General features: G+C 66.8%; 22 protein-coding genes. 6 read left to right on the forward strand and 16 right to left on the reverse strand.

The genetic code is table 11. From position 1 onward, the window contains the following. The first annotated feature begins 78 nt into the window (after positions 1-78). Together lptF and lptG are read left to right on the forward strand one after the other, a co-directional pair. Positions 79-1,278: an LPS export ABC transporter permease LptF gene (gene lptF, locus SPHPHY_RS0114770; RefSeq protein WP_022687462.1), complete on the forward strand. Its 1,200-nt coding sequence runs from the start codon at positions 79-81 to the stop codon at positions 1,276-1,278. Further along, positions 1,275-2,369, forward strand: a complete 1,095-nt coding sequence (gene lptG, locus SPHPHY_RS0114775) for an LPS export ABC transporter permease LptG (protein WP_028056961.1) — start codon at positions 1,275-1,277, stop codon at positions 2,367-2,369. Before lptF ends, lptG begins: the two co-directional genes overlap by 4 nt. 110 nt (positions 2,370-2,479) lie before the next feature. Here the strand turns inward: lptG and SPHPHY_RS0114780 are convergent, their stop codons facing one another. Beyond that, positions 2,480-3,559: a fatty acid desaturase family protein gene (locus SPHPHY_RS0114780; protein WP_022687464.1), complete on the reverse strand. Its 1,080-nt coding sequence runs from the start codon at positions 3,557-3,559 to the stop codon at positions 2,480-2,482. Positions 3,560-3,678: 119 nt separating this feature from the next. On the opposite strand from SPHPHY_RS0114780, the gene SPHPHY_RS0114785 reads away from it, so the two are divergent. After that, positions 3,679-4,830: a hypothetical protein gene (locus SPHPHY_RS0114785; protein ID WP_022687465.1), complete on the forward strand. Its 1,152-nt coding sequence runs from the start codon at positions 3,679-3,681 to the stop codon at positions 4,828-4,830. 52 nt (positions 4,831-4,882) lie between these two features. Here the strand turns inward: SPHPHY_RS0114785 and SPHPHY_RS0114790 are convergent, their stop codons facing one another. The 10 genes from SPHPHY_RS0114790 to SPHPHY_RS0114840 form a co-directional block, all read right to left on the reverse strand. Beyond that, complete coding sequence (locus SPHPHY_RS0114790; RefSeq protein WP_022687466.1) at positions 4,883-5,128, reverse strand: hypothetical protein; 246 nt, start codon at positions 5,126-5,128, stop codon at positions 4,883-4,885. 155 nt (positions 5,129-5,283) lie between these two features. Next, complete coding sequence (locus tag SPHPHY_RS0114795; RefSeq protein WP_022687467.1) at positions 5,284-6,108, reverse strand: transporter; 825 nt, start codon at positions 6,106-6,108, stop codon at positions 5,284-5,286. Continuing rightward, positions 6,105-6,875, reverse strand: coding sequence for an exodeoxyribonuclease III (gene xth / locus SPHPHY_RS0114800; protein WP_022687468.1), 771 nt, complete (start codon positions 6,873-6,875; stop codon positions 6,105-6,107). Before xth ends, SPHPHY_RS0114795 begins: the two co-directional genes overlap by 4 nt. A gap of 37 nt (positions 6,876-6,912) precedes the next feature. Beyond that, positions 6,913-7,251, reverse strand: a complete 339-nt coding sequence (gene erpA, locus SPHPHY_RS0114805; RefSeq protein ID WP_022687469.1) for an iron-sulfur cluster insertion protein ErpA — start codon at positions 7,249-7,251, stop codon at positions 6,913-6,915. A 91-nt stretch (positions 7,252-7,342) separates the two neighbouring features. Further along, complete coding sequence (locus SPHPHY_RS22565; RefSeq protein WP_022687470.1) at positions 7,343-8,479, reverse strand: M23 family metallopeptidase; 1,137 nt, start codon at positions 8,477-8,479, stop codon at positions 7,343-7,345. 202 nt (positions 8,480-8,681) lie between these two features. Continuing rightward, on the reverse strand, positions 8,682-9,128 hold the full coding sequence (locus SPHPHY_RS0114815) for a peroxiredoxin (protein WP_022687471.1): 447 nt from the start codon (positions 9,126-9,128) through the stop codon (positions 8,682-8,684). Beyond that, positions 9,107-11,752, reverse strand: a complete 2,646-nt coding sequence (locus tag SPHPHY_RS0114820) for a bifunctional [glutamine synthetase] adenylyltransferase/[glutamine synthetase]-adenylyl-L-tyrosine phosphorylase (protein WP_022687472.1) — start codon at positions 11,750-11,752, stop codon at positions 9,107-9,109. The genes SPHPHY_RS0114815 and SPHPHY_RS0114820 overlap by 22 nt, the downstream gene beginning before the upstream one ends. 225 nt (positions 11,753-11,977) lie before the next feature. After that, entirely contained in the window at positions 11,978-12,625 is a 648-nt protein-coding gene (locus SPHPHY_RS0114830) for a sigma-70 family RNA polymerase sigma factor (protein ID WP_028056963.1), read from the reverse strand. Between the two features lie 103 nt (positions 12,626-12,728). Next, complete coding sequence (locus SPHPHY_RS22320; protein WP_022687475.1) at positions 12,729-12,866, reverse strand: hypothetical protein; 138 nt, start codon at positions 12,864-12,866, stop codon at positions 12,729-12,731. 99 nt (positions 12,867-12,965) lie between these two features. Beyond that, entirely contained in the window at positions 12,966-13,760 is a 795-nt protein-coding gene (locus tag SPHPHY_RS0114840) for a response regulator (RefSeq protein ID WP_022687476.1), read from the reverse strand. Between the two features lie 265 nt (positions 13,761-14,025). Between SPHPHY_RS0114840 and SPHPHY_RS22570 the strand changes: the two genes are divergently transcribed. The 3 genes from SPHPHY_RS22570 to SPHPHY_RS0114855 all read left to right on the forward strand — a co-directional run bounded on the left by SPHPHY_RS22570 (position 14,026) and on the right by SPHPHY_RS0114855 (position 16,189). Beyond that, complete coding sequence (locus tag SPHPHY_RS22570; RefSeq protein WP_231370432.1) at positions 14,026-14,184, forward strand: NepR family anti-sigma factor; 159 nt, start codon at positions 14,026-14,028, stop codon at positions 14,182-14,184. 54 nt (positions 14,185-14,238) lie between these two features. After that, positions 14,239-15,783 (forward strand): sensor histidine kinase, encoded by a 1,545-nt coding sequence (locus SPHPHY_RS0114850; RefSeq protein WP_022687478.1) that lies wholly within the window; start codon positions 14,239-14,241, stop codon positions 15,781-15,783. A 271-nt stretch (positions 15,784-16,054) separates the two neighbouring features. Next, the gene (locus SPHPHY_RS0114855) at positions 16,055-16,189 is read left to right on the forward strand and encodes an entericidin A/B family lipoprotein (RefSeq protein WP_028056964.1); all 135 of its coding nucleotides are present in this window, start codon (positions 16,055-16,057) and stop codon (positions 16,187-16,189) included. Between the two features lie 397 nt (positions 16,190-16,586). On the opposite strand, the gene tatC is transcribed toward SPHPHY_RS0114855, so the two are convergent. From tatC to SPHPHY_RS0114880, 5 genes are read right to left on the reverse strand one after another with little or no spacing between them, the layout of a single operon-like run. Continuing rightward, on the reverse strand, positions 16,587-17,351 hold the full coding sequence (gene tatC / locus SPHPHY_RS0114860; protein WP_028056965.1) for a twin-arginine translocase subunit TatC: 765 nt from the start codon (positions 17,349-17,351) through the stop codon (positions 16,587-16,589). A gap of 5 nt (positions 17,352-17,356) precedes the next feature. After that, complete coding sequence (gene tatB / locus SPHPHY_RS21485; protein ID WP_022687481.1) at positions 17,357-17,824, reverse strand: Sec-independent protein translocase protein TatB; 468 nt, start codon at positions 17,822-17,824, stop codon at positions 17,357-17,359. Positions 17,825-17,853: 29 nt separating this feature from the next. After that, on the reverse strand, positions 17,854-18,093 hold the full coding sequence (locus SPHPHY_RS0114870) for a twin-arginine translocase TatA/TatE family subunit (RefSeq protein ID WP_022687482.1): 240 nt from the start codon (positions 18,091-18,093) through the stop codon (positions 17,854-17,856). A gap of 27 nt (positions 18,094-18,120) precedes the next feature. After that, positions 18,121-18,690, reverse strand: coding sequence for an SMC-Scp complex subunit ScpB (gene scpB, locus SPHPHY_RS0114875; protein ID WP_022687483.1), 570 nt, complete (start codon positions 18,688-18,690; stop codon positions 18,121-18,123). Beyond that, complete coding sequence (locus SPHPHY_RS0114880) at positions 18,687-19,421, reverse strand: segregation and condensation protein A (RefSeq protein WP_022687484.1); 735 nt, start codon at positions 19,419-19,421, stop codon at positions 18,687-18,689. The genes scpB and SPHPHY_RS0114880 overlap by 4 nt, the downstream gene beginning before the upstream one ends. Positions 19,422-19,444 lie beyond the last annotated feature (23 nt).

Raw genomic sequence — 19,444 nt, forward strand, 5'->3', positions numbered from 1 at the left:
TCGCCTGCTGACGCGCTCGCGTACGCGCCCTATAGCCGGTCGCTCCGTCCCCGACCCAAAGGCAGCGCCGCCCCGCCCATGACCTCGATCGACCGCTACATGGCCCGGCTGATCGCGCTGCCGCTCTTCTCGACGCTGCTGATCTCGGCGATGCTGCTGATCCTCGACCGGATCCGCCGCCTCTTCGATTTCGTCGCGACGCAGGGCGGGCCGGTCAGCGTGGTCTGGAAGATGCTCGCGAACCTGCTGCCCGAATATCTCGGGCTCGGCATACCGATCGGGCTGATGCTCGGCGTGCTGCTCGCCTTCCGCCGCATCGCGACATCCAGCGAGCTGGACGTCATGCGCGCCGTCGGGATGAGCTACGGGCGGCTGCTGCGCGTGCCCTTCTATTACGCGATCGTGCTGGCGGCGCTGAACATCGCGATCGTCGGCTATGTCCAGCCGCAGGCGCGCTACGCCTACGAGCAATTGCGTTTCGAGCTGCGCACCGGTGCGCTCGGCGCCTCGATCAAGGTCGGCGAATTCACGCATCTCGGCAACCGCATGACGCTGCGGATCGAGCGCAGCCAGGATCGCGGCCGCAAGCTGTCGGGGATCTTCGTCCATGCCGAATCGCCGAAGGGCGACTGGGTCGGCGTCACCGCGGCGACCGGGCAGTTCCTCGCGACCGATGACCCCAACGTCATCATCTTCCGCCTGACCAACGGCACGCTGATCCACAACCGCCCGGACTTCAAGACGCCGCGCACGCTCACCTTCACCGCGCACGACCTGCCGATCAACCTGCCGCGCTTCGAAAGCTTCCGCACGCGTGGCGGCAAGAACCTCGAATATACGTTGCCCGAACTCGCGAAACTCGGTCACGCGCCGAAGCTGAGCGAGCAGCAGCGCGACGGCAGCCGCGCCGAATTCCATTTCCGGCTGGTGGAAGTCGCGTCGATGTTCCTGCTGCCGCTGCTGGCGGTCGCGCTGGGCGTGCCGCCCAAGCGGTCGACCTCCGCGCTCGGGGTCTTCCTCTCGATCGTGATGGTCGTCACCTATCACAAGATCAATCAATATGCGGCGTCGCTCGGCGAGCGCGGGGCGGTCGATCCGGCGATCGCGCTCTGGGTGCCGTTCGTGGTCTTCGCCGCGGTGATCCTGTGGATGTACCACACCATCGCCAACGTGCCCGGCGGACAGCCGATCGGCGCGCTGGAACGGTTCTTCGGCAAGGCATGGGCGATGATCGCGCGCTACTTCCCGGGACGGCGCCGCAAGGAGGCCCGCGCATGACCGCGATGTTCCCGTCGCGCACCGTCGCGATCTACATGGCGCGGCTGTTCCTGACGCGCACCTTCGGTATCCTGTTCGGATTGGTGCTGGTGCTCCAGACGCTCGACCTGCTCAGCGAAAGCGGGCGCGTGCTTGCGACCGCCGGAAACGGCGATGCGGAGGTGTGGCGCTACGTCTCGCTGCGCGCGCCGCAGCTGATCTCCACCTTCCTGCCCTTCTCGGTGCTGCTGGGCACGATCCTGACGCTGATCACGATGAACGCCAACAGCGAGATCGTCGCACTGAAGGCGTCCGGCCTGTCCGCGCATCAGGTGCTGGCGCCGCTGGTGATCGCCAGCGTCGGCATCGCGATCGTGACCTTCGCCTTCAACGACCGCGTCGTCAGCCGTGCCACCGCCGAACTCAGTGCGTGGCAGAAGGTGAACTACGGGCAGATGCCGATCGATCGCGGCAACCGCAGCAACGTGTGGGTGCGCGCGGGCGACGATCTGATCCAGGCCGACACGATCGGCGGACGCGGCGCGGGCGCGCAGCTGGGTGGCGTCACCCTCTACCAGCGCAACCCGGACGGGGGCTTGCGCGGGCTGATCTCCGCGCCGCGCGGCGTGCGCGCCGGCGACGGCTGGCGGATCTGGCCGGCGAAGCGCTTCGACGTGGCGGCGGGCACCGTGACCCGGCTGGGCGCGACGATCGTTGGACGCGGGGTGACGCCGGACCAGTTCACGCTCGCCAGCGTCGATGGCGACGCGTTGTCGTTCAAGGGCCTGCGCGAGGCGATCGGCGACCTCAAGGAGGCGGGGCGTCCCACCAAGTCGCTGGAGGGCGTGCTGTGGCACAAGCTGTCCGGGCCGCTTTCGTCGGTGCTGATGCCGCTGCTGGGCGCGGTCGCGGCTTTCGGGATCGCGCGCTCGGGCGCATTGTTCATCCGGGCGGTGATCGGAATGGGCCTGGGCTTCGCGTATTTCGTCGCGGACAGCTTCGCACTGGCGATGGGCAATCTCGGCGCCTACCCGCCGTTCCTCGCCGCCTGGGCGCCGTTCCTGCTGTTCCTGCTGATCGGTGAGGCCGTACTGCTCCGGACCGAGGAATAATCGACATAGCGCGGCACCGCGCGTTCCCGATGCTCCCGAAAACGTGCGGCCCGGGATCCCGATCGATCCCGGGCCGCACCGCCCGACCGCCTATGCCGGCGTTGCGGCCTTTACCGTCCCCGCATCGTCGCGGTTGCCAGCTTCCCGACCAGACCGGGCAGCCCGCGATAATTCGCCTTATAGTAAGGCGATTCCGGCTCCAGCACCCCGATAAGCCGACGGTGCGCCTCGCCCAGCGCATGATAGGGCACGCCCGGCAGCAGGTGATGCAGCGCGTGATAGCGCAGCCCAATTGGCGCCCACAGCGCAGGCAGCAACGCCGGCGGCGGAACGTTCACTGAATCAAGGTATTGCGCGGTCACAGACATCACCTCACCCTCGTTCTCCCACAGATGCGCGACAAGCGTGCGAACCTGATTGATCAGCGCGACACCCGAGCCGACCGCCAGGAAAACAAGAAACGCCTTGAGCGGAAGCACGCCGGTGGCAGCCGTCACGATTAGCGCGAGCGCCCACACCGCGGTCGCCGCTTCCATGCGATCCCAGCGCGACTTCTCATCACCCTGCGGCACCCGACGCCGGAACTGCGGGTTGATCGAAAGTGCCGAATAACGCGACACCACCGCCTCGCGCAGCCGCGGCGACACCGCCGAAAGCGGCGCCAACACCCCGAAACGGATCAACAATCCGACCGGCGCCAACGCGGACACCAGGATGAACACCGGCAGCGTCCACGGCTTCATCAGTGCGAGCGGCAGATATTCGGGGTCCTCCGACGTGCCGTAACGCGTCTTTGCGTGGTGCAGGTTGTGCACGCCCTCGTACATGAACGACGGGATCATCATCGGCACGCCGATCAGCGCGTTCCAGCCCGTACGAAACCCCGGCAGCGCCGCATGCTTCACATGCGTCAGCTCGTGGATCATGCTCATGCCGCGATACAGCGCCAGCACCGCCACGACGCCAGCAACGATCGCCAGTGCGGTAGAGCCGGCGACGATCGCCACCACGAGCGCACCGTAGCCGACCAGCGACGAACCGATCAGGTCCGCCCAATAAAGGCCGGGCCGCGGCTTTATGAGGTCGCGCGTCAGCTCGGCCGCGGCCTTCAGCATCGCCTTGTCATCGGCGATCACCGCGCGCGGGTTGCGCGGCGTGGTGCCCGCGCGATCGAGGGTGATGGTGTTCATGGTAGTATCCATTGCCCCTACATAGTGGCGAGACGGTGACCCGAACAGGACATGGCCGGCACCATTGCGCGCAAATGCTCACTCGCCATGATCGAGCCGCTTGTTTACAGACGAGCAACATGGCTGCGCTTACGATCACCCCCGTCCGAACCAAGAGCGATCGCAAGGCGTTCGTCGACCTGCCATTCCGCCTCTATCAAGACGATCCCCATTGGGTACCGCCGCTCAAGGGCGAGGCGCTGGGGCTGATCACGCCCGAGAAGAACGGCTGGTTCAGCCATGCCAGGGCGCAATTGTTCCTGGCGCATCAGGAAGGGCGCGTCGTCGGGCGTATTTCCGCGCACATCGACACGCTCGGGCTGGAGATGCCGGCCGAGCGCGGCTTCGGCCCTGGATGCGGACAATGGGGACTGATGGATGCCGAGAATGAAGGCATCTTCAAGGAATTGCTGGCCACGGCCGAGGAATGGCTGCGCGCGCAAGGCATGACGCGCGCGCTGGGCCCGCTCAGCATGTCGATTTGGGAAGAGCCGGGCCTGCTCATCCAGGGGTATCAGCAGGCGCCCACCGTGATGATGGGGCATCACAAGCCCGAGTATCGCGGCTGGATCGAGGCGGCCGGCTACGTGCCGGTCAAGCAGCTTGTCACGTACGAGCTGGATATCACGCAGGAATTCCCTCCACTGGTAAAGCGGATCATCCGCTCTGGCGAGGGCAACAAGAGCATCGTCATCCGCAAGGTCGACAAGCGGAAGTTCGAGGAAGAGGCCGCGATCATCCTCGACATCCTCAACGATGCATGGTCGGACAATTGGGGCTTCATCCCGCTTACCCCGCCAGAGATCAAGGACGTTGGGGTCAAGCTGAAGCCGATCGTTTTCAACGATTTGATCCGCATCGCCGAGCTGGATGGCACGCCGGTGGCGTTCATGATCACGCTGCCCGACCTGAATGAGGCGATCCGGCCGCTGAATGGCAACCTCCTCCCGTTCGGCTGGGCCAGGTTGCTGTGGTGGCTGCGCAAGCCGAAGGTGAAGACGATGCGCGTGCCGTTGATGGGCGTACGCAAGGACCTGCAGAGCTCGCGGCTGGCGGGCCAACTCGCGTTCATGATGATCGAGGCGATCCGGCAGGCGTCGATCACGCATTATGGCGCTACGCGCGGCGAGATCGGCTGGGTGCTCGACGACAACCAGGGCATGAACTCGATCGCGACCGCAATCGATAGCCGCGTCAACAAGATCTACCAGGTCTACGAACGGACGCTTTGATCCCTGACGGGCACCGCGCCATTTGCGGCGGTGCCCGTGCGGCGGGGGTCGGTCACAGATCGGCGGGAACGATGACGCCCTGGTCCTTCCAGTCGGCGCGCGTCTTGCACACCTTGGTGATCAGCCGCGAACCGGTGATCTCGGTCTTGTAGCAATAGCGGGTGCTGGCATTGCGGAACGGCGCGGGCGCGGTGCTGGCGGCAGGGCTCGGCTCCGCAGTCGGGGCGGTCTTCGGTGCGGCGGTGGCGGGGACGACGGCGAACAGGCTGGCGATAACGGCGGCGGCGATGGTCTTCATGGTGGGTCTCCCTGCCCCGTTTATCGGGGACACAGGACACTATGCAGCTACCGTGCCAATCCAATTTGCCGTGCAATTACAGCAAGTTAGGCAAATTACGAGTGTGTTACATCAGCAGATCACGCCAATAGTCGGCGTGATCTGCCGTACCTTGGTCAGAACAGCACCGCACCACCTATGGAGACGCGCGCATCCGGCGCATCGTGGTTGAGCCCGGCGACCGCAAGCACATCCAGCTGGGTACGATCCGTCGTCCGCCACGCCACCGACGCCGCAGCAAGGGTGCGGACGACATGGCCGGCGGGATCAAGATCACGCTCGACCGAGAATTCGGCGGTGGCGGTCACCTTTTCGGTCAGCGCATAGCCGACGCCGACCACGCCAGTCGCATCGAAGTGCCGTCCACTGCCATCCTCGTCGACGGCAGCCGCCGCCTGCCCGGTGAAGTCGAGGCTCCAGTGTTGGTCGATTTCCCAATAGACCGGCAGGACGGCGCCCGCCGCCCAGTCGCCCGCGCCGATACCGCTGCGCCCCGTCGGCAGGGTGACGTAAGGCTGGATCGCCGCCGACAGCTTCTTGCCGTCGGGATGGCTGATCGAACGCTGCCAGCCGAGCGTCACGTCCCCGCTGCCGGTGATGTGGTCGACCTGCCCGGTCGCGATGTCGCGCGTCCGAAGCGCCGCGATCGGCGTCCACGTGAACTGAAACTCGCTGTGGCGGGTAGCGCCGATCCGCGCAGTGACCTGAGCGAACTGCACCAGATCCTCGCGTGTCTCGCCGTCATCATCACGCTGCCAATCGATGCCGGACACTTCGAGCTGCACCTGCCCCGGCAACGTCGTGCAACCGGTCGCGCCAAGCGACGGGCGGTTTGGACAAAAGCGTATTTCGGGCGAGTCGGCATCCTGCGCCGACGCGGGTAGCGCCACGACGCCCGCGACCGCCGCCAGCAACGCCGCGATCGCACCACGCAGCATCATCGCAGCCGTACCCAGGTCGGCGCATGGTCGCTGGCCTTTTCGCGGCCGCGATACTCCTTGTCGACGCCGGCATCGGCGAGCCGGTCCGCGACCGTCGGGCTCAGCAGCAGATGGTCGATTCGGAAGCCGGCGTCGCGCTGCCACGCTCCGGCCTGATAGTCCCAGAAGGTCCAGACGCCGCCTTTCGGGTTGCGGATGCGCAGCGCATCGGTCCACCCCTGCGCCAGCAGCGCGCGATAACCGTGCCGGCTCTCCGGCTGCATCAACGCGTCGCTGGCCATCGCCTTGACCGAGAAGGTATCGTCGTCGTTGGGGATCACGTTGTAGTCGCCCGCAAGGATCACCGGCAGCTCCTCGGCGAGCAGCGCCCGCGCGCGATCTTGCAAGCGGCCGATCCAGCGCAGTTTGTAATCGAACTTCGGTCCCGGCTGCGGATTGCCGTTCGGAAGGTAGATCGAGGCGATCACCAGCCCGAACACTGCGCATTCGAGATAGCGGCTGTGCTCGTCCTCCGGCTCGCCGGCCAGCCCGCGCTGACGCTCGACCGGATCGATGCCCTTCGCCAGCACCGCAACGCCGTTGAAGCCCTTCTGACCGTGCCACAAGGCGCCATAGCCGGCAGCGCGGATCTCGGCCTCCGGGAAGGTCTCGTCGCTGGACTTGAGTTCCTGAAGGCACACCACGTCGGGCTGCGCCTCGGCGAGATACTCCAGCAACCGCGGCAGCCGCGCCTTGATGCCGTTGACGTTGTAGCTGACGATCTTCACGTGCGCCGGTGTAACCGCGGCACCGACACTTGTCTAACTACACCGAGAAGCTGGTGCCACAGCCGCAGCCGCTGGCCGCGTTGGGGTTCTCGACCTTGAACGACGCCCCGCCCAGCGATTCGACATAATCGACACTCGCACCGCGGACCAGATCAAGGCTGATGTCGTCGACGACCAGCCGCACGCCGTCCGTTTCCGTGACGATATCCGCCGCCTCGGGCGCGTCCGCAAAGCCGAAGCGGTACTGGAACCCCGAACAGCCACCCCCCTCCACCGACAAGCGCAGGATCGCGGGCTTGTTCTGCCGCGCAGCGATCGCGGCGACACGCGCGGCGGCGGCGGGGGTCAGGGCGATGTCGGGTGCTAGGCTGGCCATGCGTGCAAGATAGGCGTCATCGCGCAGAACGCAAAGGGCCGGCCCGCGTGTCTGCGGACCGGCCCCTTCGGCACGATCATGAAGCGGTCGATCAGTCCTGCGGCACCGGGCCGGTCGTGGAGACCGGGATCTGCCCGACGGCGCGGTCCTGCGCGGCCATCAGGTAATCGGCGGTGGTCAGGAACGGCACCGGGTTGACGGCGTGGCCGTCGATGCGGACTTCGTAATGGAGATGTGGGCCGGTCGAGCGCCCGGTAGAGCCCATCAGCGCAATCAGCTGACCACGCTTCACGCGCGTGTTGTCGGCGACGATGATCTTGGAAAGGTGGCCATAACGGGTGGCGATGCCCTTGCCGTGGTTGATCTCGACCATGTTGCCATAGCCGCCCTGACGTCCGGCGTGGCTGATGATGCCGTCCGCGGTCGCGTAGATCGGCGTGCCGCTCGGGCCGGGGATGTCGACGCCGGCGTGCATCGCGGCGGTGCCGCGGAACGGGTCGGAGCGAATGCCGAAATTGCTGGTGAACTGCAGCTTCTGCACCGGCTGCACCGACGGAATGGCGATCACGCCCTGTTCCAGCCGGTCCAGCTTCTTCCACGTCATGAACAATGAGCGGAACTGCTGGTCGGCGGCGAGATCGGCGCGCGCCTCTGTGCTGTTCGCCTCGACCAGCGGGCCACCCATCGCCGACGTGCCGCGCGCGACGCGATTGGGGGCGATGCCGCGCTGGCGAAGCTGGCGAGCGGTCTGGGTGTAGCGGTCGAGCAGCTGGCGCTCCGCAACCTGTGCGAGTTCGGCCTGCCGGTTCTCGACCTTCAGGAACGGGCGGATCGTATCGGCGGCGACGCGCGTCGCCTGCGGATCGATCGCGAGCGTGGCGAGCGCCAGCCGCTTGGCATCTCCCTGCCCGGTCAGCGCGGCGGTCAGCAATTGCTGACGCCGTTCGATCCGGTCAGCGTGGAGCTGGGCGGCGGTGCGGATCGTCGCGACCCGCGCCTGCATCCGCTGCACCTTGTGTTCCATCGTCTGGAGCCGCTCCGCCGAAGCCGCGGCGGCCGGGGTCAGCCCGGCGGCGGCGGCGACTTGCGTCGAGGCCTGCAATGCGCCGTAGCCGGCAAAGCCCAGCAACAACGCGGCGCCCCCGCGCAGCATGATGGTACGTCCGGCAATGGCGGCGCCGAAGCGCACGGTCGGCCGCCCGGCCGGCAAGGAAGCGGTGTCGGTCATCGAACCCCAGATCAAGACTGTGGCCAGAACGACACGCTCCGGCCTTCCCCTTTTTCCGTGTCGCCGGTCGGAAGTTCCGCTCCGGCAACGCAAAGGTTTGTGCCCGCCGAAAGGTTAATCGCGCAATAGCCCAGCGCGCCGCGCGCGTCCAAGTGCCGGAGTCGTGCGCCGAGCCGTTGCCGGAAGCCCCGGATTGCCTGACTTAAAGCGCGTTTGCCGCCGCCAGCACCGCCGCGGCATGGCCCGGCACCTTCACCTTTCGCCACGCCCCGGTCAGTCGCGCGTCGCGATCGAAGAGGAAGGTCGCCCGTTCGATGCCCATGTACGTCTTGCCATACAACTGCTTCTCGCCCCACACGCCGAACGCCTCGGTGACGCTGCCGTCAAGGTCACTCGCCAATGTGACGGTCAGCGCATGTTTGTCGCGGAATCTCGCATGCTTGGCCACCGTGTCCCGAGAAATGCCGAGCACCGTCACGCCGGCTGCGGCGAAGTCGGCCGACAGCGCGGAAAAATCCTGCGCCTCGCGCGTGCAACCGGGCGTGTCGTCCTTGGGGTAGAAATAGACGACGAGCGGGCGAGCCATGTCGTGCAGCCGCAGCGGCGCGCCGTCGGCGCCGGTGACGGTCACGTCCGGGAGGGTGTCCATGCGATGCTCTCCTGCCAGCTTGTCGCGACGCTCTCGCGCACCGTCGCCAGCGTGGCAAGCAACGTCTCCCAATCCGGCAGCGCCACCGCCCGCGCGATCAGCGCGCGGGTAGCGGGCGCCGCGGGCTCCTGCGCGTCGGGGGCGACCAGTCGCCCGGTGACGAGCAGGCGGCTGAGCAGGTCGTAGGCGGTGCGAAGCTCGGCACGGAAGACGCCGGCGGCCACCAACGCGTCGATCGCCGGCCCAAGCTGCGGGGTGAAGGCGATCCGGCGCGTCAGCTGCGCGACATGCACCGCAAACTCGAGATCGACCAGCCCGCCGGGCAGCAGCTTCGCGTCGAGCGGCCCTTGCGGCGGTTTGTGCTGCGCCATCTCGGCGCGCATCGACGCGGCGTCGGCGGCGATATCGCGTGGTCGCCGTGCGCCGGCGAGCACCTCGGCGACGATCGCCTCCACGGCTGCACGCGCGCCCGCGCTACCATAGACGGCCCGCGCCCGCGTCAGCGCCATATGCTCCCAGGTCCACGCTTCCTCGCGCTGGTAGCGGGCGAAGGAGTCGACGCTGACCACCAGCGGCCCTTGCGCACCCGACGGCCGCAATCGCGTGTCGACGGCATAGAGCGGGCCGGCCGCGGTCGGCACCGACAAGGCCGCGGTGACGCGTTGCGCCAGCCGCGAGAAATACAGCGTCGCGCCGAGCGGCTTGGCGCCGTCCGATTCCGCGGTGAAGTCGCCGGTGAACAGGTAGATCACGTCGAGGTCGGAGGCATGGGTCAGCGCCGCCCCGCCGAGCCGGCCGAGCGCGAGGATCACCAGTTCGCCCCCGGGGACGCGGCCGTGCGCGGCCTCGAACAGCGCGACCGTCGCAGCCGTCAGCACCTCGACCGCAGCCTCGGCAAGCCGCGCATAGCCCGCGGCGACGTCGAGCGGGTCGGCACGCCCGGCGACGATCTGCGCGCCCAGCGCGAAACGACGGTCGCCGACGACGCGACGCACATGTTCCAGCACGGCCTGGTAATCCGCGCCCGGCTCGCTCGCGCGCATCTCGGCGGTCAGCGCCGCCACATCGCCGACCGGATCGAAGGCGCTGGCATCGATCAGCCCGTCGAGCAGATCGGGGCGACGCGCGAGCGCCTCGGCCAACGTCGGTGCATGGCTGAGGATCTCCGCCAGTAGCGTGGCGAGCGCAGGACGCGCCTCAAGCAGACGGAAGATGTTGATCGCGCTCGGCAAACGCTCGAGCAGCCGATCGAGCCGGTTGAGTGCGGTCATCGGCACCGGCGATTGCGCAAGCGCCTCGACCAGCCCCGGCAGCACCGCCTCCAGCGCGCTCTGCGCCGCGGGGCTGCGTAGCGCGGGATAACGCCCCTCACGCCACGCGACGATCCGGCGCGCCGCGTCCTCGGTCTCGGCAAAGCCCGCGCCGCCGAGATAATCGGCAAGCCGCGCGGCATCGCGCGGTACTGCGGCGACCGGTGCGGGTGCGAGCTTGTCGAAGGTCGTCGCAACGCGCGCGACATGCGGGCGCAGCAACTCGAGCAACGCGGCGCCGTCGTGCAGGCCGTGCAACCGGGCGACACGATCGAGCCCGTCCCCCGTCGGCAGCGCATGCGTCTGGCGATCATCGATCATCTGGATGCGATGCTCGATCGTGCGCAGCAGGGTATAGGCTTCGGACAACGCGCGCGCGTCTTCCGCTTCGATCCGTCCTGCCGCCGCCAGCGCCGCCAGCGCGTCACGGGTCGCCGGCGCACGCAGCGACGGATCGCGGCCGCCGTGGATCAACTGATGTATTTGCGCGAAGAACTCGATCTCGCGGATGCCGCCACGACCGCGCTTCAGATCGTAGCCGGGGCCGAACGCCTGCCCCTGCGCATGATGGTCGCGGATACGGCGCGTGATGTCGAGGATTTCGCCGACCGCGCCGAAGTCGAGGCTGCGCCGCCAGATGAACGGGCGAATGGTGTCGAGAAACCGCTGGCCGAGCGCCGTATCGCCGGCAGCGGCGCGGGCGCGAATGAACGCCGCACGCTCCCAAGGCAGCGCCTGCGATTCATAATAAGCGATCGCCGCATCGATCGGGATCACGATCGGCGTCGCCTCCGGCGAGGGGCGCAGTCGCAGATCGACGCGCAGTACATAGCCATCGGCGTCGCGGGTCTGGAGCAGTTCGAGCACGCGCCGCCCGATACGGACCGCGGCGTCTGCGACATCCTCGCGCGGACGATGCGGGAGCGTCGCCGGATCGTAGATCAGGATCGGGTCGATGTCCGAAGAGTAATTGAGCTCGCGGCTACCCTGCTTGCCGAGCGCGATCGCCGCAAACCCGCGAGGTTGTGCCTCCGGGGTCCGCTCGATGATGGCAGCCTCGATCGCCCGGTCGAGCGCGTCGTCGGCAAACTCGGTGAGCGCCGCGGTGACGCCGGTCAGGTCGAGCATGCCCGCAAGATCGCCCTCGGCGACCGCCAGCGCCACTTGGCGACGTTCCAGGCGCAGACGCTTGCCTACCGAAATGCCGGACTCCGCCAACGCCGCGTCCGTCACGTCGTAGCGCGCAAGCAGCCCGTCCAGAAATGGCGCATTCTGGGTCATGCGCAGGCGGGCCGGGACGATCGCGTCGGTCATGGAACCGCAACCTTAGCGGCAAACCCGCGTTCGACCATCATGGTACAAGACGCTTCCTCTCACACCCTTCCGCTGCGGGACGTATATGTCGTCCAGGCGCCGCAGGTGACGGATGCGATCGCGGAGCCGCTGCGCGCGGCCTTCGGAAGCGAAGCCGCGCTGCCGTCCGACCTCGCCAGGTGCATGGCCCAGCTATACCGGATTCACGACCGCACCTGACACGCGTCAGGCGTTACGATCGCGACTGAGTTCGTCGACCTCGCTCATGATCGAGTCGAGCGTCGAACGCTCGGTGTCGACCTCGTGATCGCGACGCGAGGAAAGCGTGCTTCCCGCCATCAGCGCCTCGAGCGCGACCCGTCCGCGTGCCACGCGACTCTTGATCGTGCCGACTGCCACGCCGCAAATCTCGGCCGCTTCCTCATAGGCGAAGCCACCCGCACCGACGAGGATCAGTGCCTCGCGCTGCGGCTGCGGCAAATGCAACAACGCACGTTGCATATCGGCGAGTTCGACGTGCTTGTCCTGGCTGGCCGGCGCGGCAAGCACGCGGTCGGCAACCAGATCGTCCCACTCGCCCTTGAAGCGCGCACGACGCATCTGGCTGAGGAACAGGTTGCGCAGGATGATGAAGGTCCATGCGCGCATGTTCGTGCCGGCCTGGAAGCGCTTGCGTGCCGCCCATGCCTTCAGCAGGGTTTCCTGCACCAGATCGTCGGCAAGGTCGCGATTGCCCGACAGCGATCGCCCGAAGGCGCGCAGATGTGGAATCACCAGCGCCAGTTGCTTCTTAAACTCTGGATCGGAAAGCGCGACATGCTCGACAGGAGGTGGCGCCGACGCGTCGTCCGCGAGCGTAGGGGATTGGGTCATGCCGCTCCGTTGTGCTGGATCGACGCCGGTCTGGCGCCCTTCCGAGCCATCAAGATAGGTACCGTCCGGCTGCTTGGCCAGTGCGTCCGTCAACATCCGGGCGTCAGGACAACAGGATGGCCGCAAAGATGGCGATGACCAGCAGCAATGAAGCCGCCAGGATGTAGCGGGTCATGCCGGGCGTGCTGCCCGCACGCGCCTCGTCGGTTTCGAGGTGAATGCGATCGTTATCGTCTGCCATGAGCGCTCAACCCCCCAACAACGTTTTGGGTCCGTATCGACCACGGACCCGGGAAACGTATTCGTAACGCCCGTTTCGTGACGCGCGTTTCGTCCGGACTTATGCCGGAACGGTGCTTTCATCGAAGAACAATGCCTGGCTGATCGCCGCCTTTACCGTCGAGCGCTGGAATGGCTTGGTGATCAGGAACGTGGGCTCCGGCCGCTCGCCGGTAAGGAGCCGCTCCGGGAAGGCGGTGATGAAGATCACGGGTACGTTGAATTCCGCCAGGATGTCCTTGACCGCATCGATGCCCGAGCTGTCATCGGCAAGCTGGATGTCGGCGAGCACCAGCCCCGGCCGATCTTCCATCGCCAGCGCGACCGCCTCGTCGCGCGTCACCGCCACGCCGGTGACCTCATGCCCCAGATCGCGAACGATCGACTCGATGTCCATCGCGATGATCGGCTCGTCTTCGATGATCAGCACGCGCGCACGGGTCTGGTTCTCGATCTCGGCCAGCGCCTCGGCGACCAGCACGTCCACTTCGGCCGTATCGACCTCGATCAGATACGCCGCGTCCTCGGGCGTGAAACCCTCCATCGCCGTCAGAAGCAGCGCCTGACGCGACAGCGGCGTCATCCGCGACAGCCGCGCACGTGCCACGGCCTCCTGATCCTCGGCCGGCATCTCGTCGGCGGTCTCGTCGAAATTGGCCGAGTTCCAGATCGCCTGGAACGTCCGATACAGGCCGAGCCGCGGATCGACGTCGCGCGGAAACTGGTCCGGCGCCGCCACGATCGCTTCCAGCGTGGCGCGCACGTAACGGTCGCCCTGCGCCTGGCTGCCCGTCAGCGCACGACCATAGCGGCGCAGGAACGGAAGATGCGGCGCGAGTTGTTGTCCGAGCGACATGTGTAGAAAACCCTCCCTGCGACCGACGGACCCACGCCGCGGCCGCGAAACCGATACGTTCGTGGACGCGAGATCCGGCCGCAGATGAAAGCCCGCTACCGGCGAAATTCGTCGCACGGGCATGGAACCATCGACGTCAGTTTTGGTTTCATCGGCCATACGTGCATTACGCGCTCGTCCGGTTTGGGCGTCCGGTCCGGGGTCGGCTGCCGGGTCTTTCGACCCATGCTGTCGATATTGATCGGGTTGTCTTGGGGGGTTTACGTTGACGTCGGATAAGGAAGCGCCTGAAAAGCCTAAGAAAGGCACCGCGGCGCACTCGAAGAATCGCGATATGGGATCGGCGTTGCGTTCCGTCTATCAGAAGACTGTCGAGGAAACCGTTCCCGACGATCTCCTGTCGCTGCTCGGCAAGCTAGACTGACGCGGCGTGACGGACCCTCCCGTCACTGACGCCCCCCGGCCTGCCGCGGGGCGTATGGACGTATTTACGCGCTGGCCGACGGGCGCCAAGCTGTTCCTCATCCTCAGCGTCGCGCTGTTGCCGCTGGCGTTGATCGCGATCTTCGCGACGCTGCGCGTGACTCAGATCGCAGATACCGAACTCCGCTCGCACCTGCGCGTCGCCGCTTCCGAGGCAAGCCGCGCGATCGCGATCGAGCTTGTCGGCGACATGACGGCGTTGCGCGTCGCGGTCGACGCGCTCACCGCCGATCGCGGCGATGCGCCGAGCTGCGCGCGCGCCCAGGGCGTCTTCGCACAGCAATCCGCCGCCGGAACCGGCTTCGTCATTCTCGACCGGCGCGGCCGCGCGATCTGCGGAGAGCCTTTCCCCGGCGCGGCGGTGTTCGCGCGGCAATCTCCCACCGACGCGGTAAGCGCGCGGATCGTTGAAGGCCGCGGATTGATGCTGCGCTTCGCCGGCCGAAACGACGGCCTGACGGCAGCGGCCTATTTTCCCGCGCCGTTCCTCGCGCAGATCGGACACCCGAGCGGCTTCGCGCCTGATTACGGACAGGCGCTGTCGATGGGCGACGAGCGGCTCGAGCTCGACCCCCTCGATCGCCAGACCGCGCTGGAACGGCGCGAAAGCCTGCGCAGCGAATTGGGCATTGCGGGACTAGTCCTCGACATGCAGGTGCGCAGCGCCCCGATCGGCTCGCCGCTGCTGATCGCGCTCACCCTGCCGCTACTGATGTGGGCGGCGGCGGCGGCGATCAGCTGGTTCGTGGTCGACCGGCTGTTGATCGCGCCGCTACGCGCGCTGCGCGGCAGCATCGCGGCCTATGCCCCCGGCGACCAGCCGGATCCCGCGATGCTCCGGGCGTTGCCCGCACAGGAAATCCGCGATCTGGGTGACACGTTCCGGGCGCTCAGCCGCACCGTCGCGATCCACGAGGCCGGGCTGGCAGACGGGCTGATGCGTCAGACCAAGCTGACGCGCGAAGTGCATCACCGCGTCAAGAACAACCTTCAGGTTATCTCCAGCCTCATCAACTTCCATGCCCGCGGCGCACGCAGCAGCGAAGCCACGCAAGCCTATGCCTCGATCCAGCGCCGCGTCGATGCGCTCGCGGTCGTCCACCGCTACCATTATGCGGAAATGGAGGAGAACCGCGGCGTCGGGCTTCGCGCGGTGCTGGGCGAACTGGCGTCGAGCATTCGCGCCACCGCACCGGAAGGGACGCGCATCGGGATCGCGCTCGATATCGATCCTTATTACGTCACGCAGGACGTGGCGGTGGCGGTGGCGTTCCTGGTCACCGAACTCGTCGAGCTGGCGATGACCTGTGCGCCGGAGTCGCAGATCCGCATGACGCTGAAGGAGAGCGCCGACCCGCAACGCGCGACGCTGCGCCTATCGTCCCGCGCGCTCGTCGACAGCGATCCGCTTCGCGACGGGCTGAAGCATCGCTACGGCCGCGTAATCGAGGGACTGACTCGCCAGTTGCGCTCGACCTTGCAGCACGATCCACTGACCGGCGCCTACGAGATTTCGATCGCGACAACCGGGCGCGAGTAACGGCCTCCGGTATTTTGGAAAAAAGTGCGGCAGCCGCGGAACCTGGTGATACTCGCCTCGTTAAGTCCTTCGGATAGCGACTATACGCCCCCCCGCTTTCGCTATCCAAGTCATAGGCCCGAAGGCGCTCACCCCTCCCCCCCCCCCGGTGACGCTTTCGGGCCTTTTCCTTTTTTCCGCCATTCCTTGATCCACGGATCGCTTGCTCCGCCTGAGGAACGAAGTGTCTGCGCCGCGCATTGTCCGCGCAGATTTGCAGGAGACGGGTTCGATGCGTAAAATTCTGACCATGGTGGCGCTGACGGGTGCGGTGCTGGTCTCCGCCTGCAACACGGTGCACGGGGTGGGTCGCGACGTCTCGTCGGCGGGCGACGCGGTGGCAGGCGCGGCGGACAAGAACAAGTAAGCCTTGGTCCGCTGAGATAGGAAAGGGCGGTTCGCGGTGGCGGACCGCCCTTTTTCTGTGTTCGACCTGCGTCAGGCAAAATTGCCGGAGGTCAACGCGATCCAGTCGCGATCCCGGACAAAGCGCCGACGCCATGGCGCGTTCGCGAAGCAAGCCGCCGTGTTCCCGGTCGGGCGCTCGATCGCGTCACCAAGCTCGCGATCAGGCGTGCCCGGCCTATGCGGGCGTTCCTCGCAAGAGAGCGATCGCCGAGCACACAGTCATCGACGCACTACAGTGGCGAGCATGTGAGCGGGAACGCGCGATCAGGCTTGACCAATGCTTGATGGAAGGAAGGGTGCGCCGGGCAGTGACGAATGCTCTCGCCAACCCTCCGCCGTCCGAACCCCCTCGCCGTTTACTCCGCGGTCACCACGTCTTCACGGGCGCGTCGCCGCTCGGTGAACCAGATACCGATGATCGCAGCCTCGTAGAGGATCACCAACGGAATCGCGAGCAACAGCTGCGAGCCGACGTCCGGCGGAGTCAGCACAGCCGCAATCGCGAACGCGCCGACGATGGCATAGCGCCGCGCACCGATCAGCTGCTTGCGGGTCACGATCCCGCCACGCTCCAGCAGCATCAACAGCACCGGCAGCAGGAACGCCGCGCCGAAGCCGAACAGGAACTGCATGACGAAGCTGAGGTAATTGCCGATCGCGGGCAGCGCCTGTTGCTGCACGCCGCCGATCATCCCCGAATAACCGAGCAGGAAGTGCAGGGCCATCGGGATCGCGATATAATAGGCCATCGACGCGCCCATCAGGAACAACACCGGGGTCGCGAGCAGGAACGGCAGCAGTGCGCGACGCTCCTTCCGGTACAAGCCGGGCGCGATGAACTGCCACAACTGGTTCGCGATCACCGGGAACGAGATCATCGTCGCCGAGAAGAACGCGACCTTCACCTGGACGAAGAACGCTTCGAATACCTGCGTGTAGATGACCGTCTTCTGCCCGGCATGCAGCAACGGCTGCACCAGGAACGCGAAGATATCCTCCGCGAAATACCAGCACACGAAGAACGACAGCAGCACCGCGACGATACAATAGAGCAGCCGCCGCCGCAGTTCGAGCAGATGGTCGAGTAGCGGCGCGCGCGAATCTTCCAGTTCGTCGACGATCTCGGTCACGATGCTGCCTTATCCTGAAGCGCGGCGTCCCGCGTCCGATCGCTCTCGACGACCGGCGCTGCGGCCGGATGCTCACCGACATGGCTCGTATCCGTCGCCGGAACCTCGGCAGGCACGACGTGCGGTTTCTCGACCATCACCGGCTGTTGCGTCTCGTCCGGCAAAGCAGCATCCCCATCGGCACGGTCGTCCGCGGCATGATCGGGCAATGCTGGTGGGGGCGGCACGAACGGATGCTCGCGCATGATCCGCTCGTTCTCCGCCTTCCACTTCTTTTCCATTTCCTCGAGCTCGGCCTCGCGCACCATCTCGTCGAAGCCGGCGCGGAACTGGCGGCCGACCGCACGCGCGCGTCCGACCCAGTAACCAAGGACCCGCATCGCCTTGGGCAGATCCTTAGGGCCGATCACCACCAGCGCGACGAGCGCGACCAGCAGGAATTCAGACGAATCGATACCGAACATTCAGCGCGCCGGGAAAAGAGTGCGGTCGATCAGCGGCGTTCTTCGCGCACTCGATCGGCATCCCGGTCGAACGCCGGCTCGGCATGGCTCTTGGCCTCGATGCGCGGCTTCGGACGGCCATCGTCCTCGTCCTCTTCGGCCATACCCTTCTTGAAGTTCTTCACACCCTTGGCGACGTCGCCCATCAGGTTGGAGAAGCGCCCGCCACCCAACAACAGGATCGCGACCACCGCGAGGATAAGGATGTGCGGAAGACTGAAACTGCCCATGCGGAATCTCCTGATATGCTAGGCTATCTAGTCCTCCTCGCGCTGGTTTACCACCGCGAGTTGATCGAAGGCCAGATCGACCGGGTCGAGCAGCCCCGCGGCGCGCAGGTCGTCGATCCCGGGTAGGTCGCGACGGCTGTTGAGCCCGAAATGTGACAGGAATTCGGGGGTGGTCGAAAAAGTAAGCGGACGGCCCGGCGCCTCGCGACGTCCGCTCGGCCGCACCCATCCCGCTTCCATCAGCACGTCGAGCGTACCGCGCGCCGTCTGCACGCCGCGGATCGCCTCGATCTCCGCGCGCGTCACCGGTTCGTGATAGGCGATGATCGCCAGCGTTTCGATGCCGGCGCGGCTCAGCTTGCGGATTTCGTCGCGACCGCGCCGCAACAGGTGGGCCAGATCCGGCGCGGTCTGGAAGTGCCAGCGCCCGCCACGCTCCACCAGCTCGATGCCGCGCCCGCGATAGCGCCCGACGAGCCGCGCCAGCGCCGCGCGCACGTCTCCCTCGCCGACATAGGCGCGGATCGCATCCAGCGTCAGCGGCTCGGCGGCCGCGAACAGCACCGCCTCCACTGCGCGCTCGTGCGTCTCGCTCACGCCGTCGGCCGACGCAGGTAGAGCGGGGCGAACGGCGCTTCCTGCTGCAACTCGGCACGTCCCTGCCGCGCCAGTTCCAGCGCGGCGAGAAAGCTGGAGGCGAGCGCGGAACGCCGCAGCCCGGCGCTACGCACCTCGGGCAGGAAGCCCTCGATCGCCTGCCAGTCGACCGCGGTGCCGAGCAGCGCGGAGAGACGCGCCAGCGCCGCCTCCAGCGTCACGACCTCGCGATCGCGGACGACGTGCAACACCGGGCGCGAGCGGGCGGTGGCGCGCCCATAAGCGGCGAGCAGGTCGTAATATTCCACCGACCAGAACGCCTTGCGGGTGACATGCAATCCCTCGGGCGCGCCGCGCGTGAAAACGTCGCGCCCGGTCCGGTCGCGCGCCATCAGCCGCGCGCCGGCATCGCGCATCGCGTCGAGCCGCTCGAGCCGCAATTGCAGGCGGAGCGCGAGGTCCTCGGGGTCTGGTTCGACCTCCGGATCGCGCGGCAGCAGCAACGTCGACTTCAGATAGGCAAGCCACGCCGCCATCACGAGATAATCGGCGGCAAGTTCGAGCTGGAGCACCCGCGCTTCGTCGACATAGGCGAGGTATTGCTCGACGAGGTGGAGGATCGAGATTTCGCGTAGATCGACCTTTTGCGCGCGTGCCAGCGACAATAGCAGGTCGAGTGGGCCCTCGAAGCCATCGAGGTCGAGCGTAAGTTGCTCGGGCGCAACGCTCATCGCGCAATCGGGGCCGGCAAACA

It is taken from the genome of Sphingomonas phyllosphaerae 5.2 (assembly GCF_000419605.1).
Classification (GTDB): Bacteria; Pseudomonadota; Alphaproteobacteria; order Sphingomonadales; family Sphingomonadaceae; genus Sphingomonas; species Sphingomonas phyllosphaerae_B.

Bases quoted from the DNA above. Each gene is read 5' to 3' on its own strand.
- lptF (WP_022687462.1), top strand. From the start codon at position 79: ATGACCTCGATCGACCGCTACATGGCCCGGCTGATCGCGCTGCCGCTC.
- lptG (WP_028056961.1), top strand. From the start codon at position 1,275: ATGACCGCGATGTTCCCGTCGCGCACCGTCGCGATCTACATGGCGCGG.
- SPHPHY_RS0114780 (WP_022687464.1), bottom strand. From the start codon at position 3,559: ATGAACACCATCACCCTCGATCGCGCGGGCACCACGCCGCGCAACCCG.
- SPHPHY_RS0114785 (WP_022687465.1), top strand. From the start codon at position 3,679: ATGGCTGCGCTTACGATCACCCCCGTCCGAACCAAGAGCGATCGCAAG.
- SPHPHY_RS0114790 (WP_022687466.1), bottom strand. From the start codon at position 5,128: ATGAAGACCATCGCCGCCGCCGTTATCGCCAGCCTGTTCGCCGTCGTC.
- SPHPHY_RS0114795 (WP_022687467.1), bottom strand. From the start codon at position 6,108: ATGATGCTGCGTGGTGCGATCGCGGCGTTGCTGGCGGCGGTCGCGGGC.
- erpA (WP_022687469.1), bottom strand. From the start codon at position 7,251: ATGGCCAGCCTAGCACCCGACATCGCCCTGACCCCCGCCGCCGCCGCG.
- SPHPHY_RS22565 (WP_022687470.1), bottom strand. From the start codon at position 8,479: ATGACCGACACCGCTTCCTTGCCGGCCGGGCGGCCGACCGTGCGCTTC.
- SPHPHY_RS0114815 (WP_022687471.1), bottom strand. From the start codon at position 9,128: ATGGACACCCTCCCGGACGTGACCGTCACCGGCGCCGACGGCGCGCCG.
- SPHPHY_RS0114820 (WP_022687472.1), bottom strand. From the start codon at position 11,752: ATGACCGACGCGATCGTCCCGGCCCGCCTGCGCATGACCCAGAATGCG.
- SPHPHY_RS0114830 (WP_028056963.1), bottom strand. From the start codon at position 12,625: ATGACCCAATCCCCTACGCTCGCGGACGACGCGTCGGCGCCACCTCCT.
- SPHPHY_RS22320 (WP_022687475.1), bottom strand. From the start codon at position 12,866: ATGGCAGACGATAACGATCGCATTCACCTCGAAACCGACGAGGCGCGT.
- SPHPHY_RS0114840 (WP_022687476.1), bottom strand. From the start codon at position 13,760: ATGTCGCTCGGACAACAACTCGCGCCGCATCTTCCGTTCCTGCGCCGC.
- SPHPHY_RS0114850 (WP_022687478.1), top strand. From the start codon at position 14,239: ATGGACGTATTTACGCGCTGGCCGACGGGCGCCAAGCTGTTCCTCATC.
- SPHPHY_RS0114855 (WP_028056964.1), top strand. From the start codon at position 16,055: ATGCGTAAAATTCTGACCATGGTGGCGCTGACGGGTGCGGTGCTGGTC.
- tatB (WP_022687481.1), bottom strand. From the start codon at position 17,824: ATGTTCGGTATCGATTCGTCTGAATTCCTGCTGGTCGCGCTCGTCGCG.
- SPHPHY_RS0114870 (WP_022687482.1), bottom strand. From the start codon at position 18,093: ATGGGCAGTTTCAGTCTTCCGCACATCCTTATCCTCGCGGTGGTCGCG.
- SPHPHY_RS0114880 (WP_022687484.1), bottom strand. From the start codon at position 19,421: ATGAGCGTTGCGCCCGAGCAACTTACGCTCGACCTCGATGGCTTCGAG.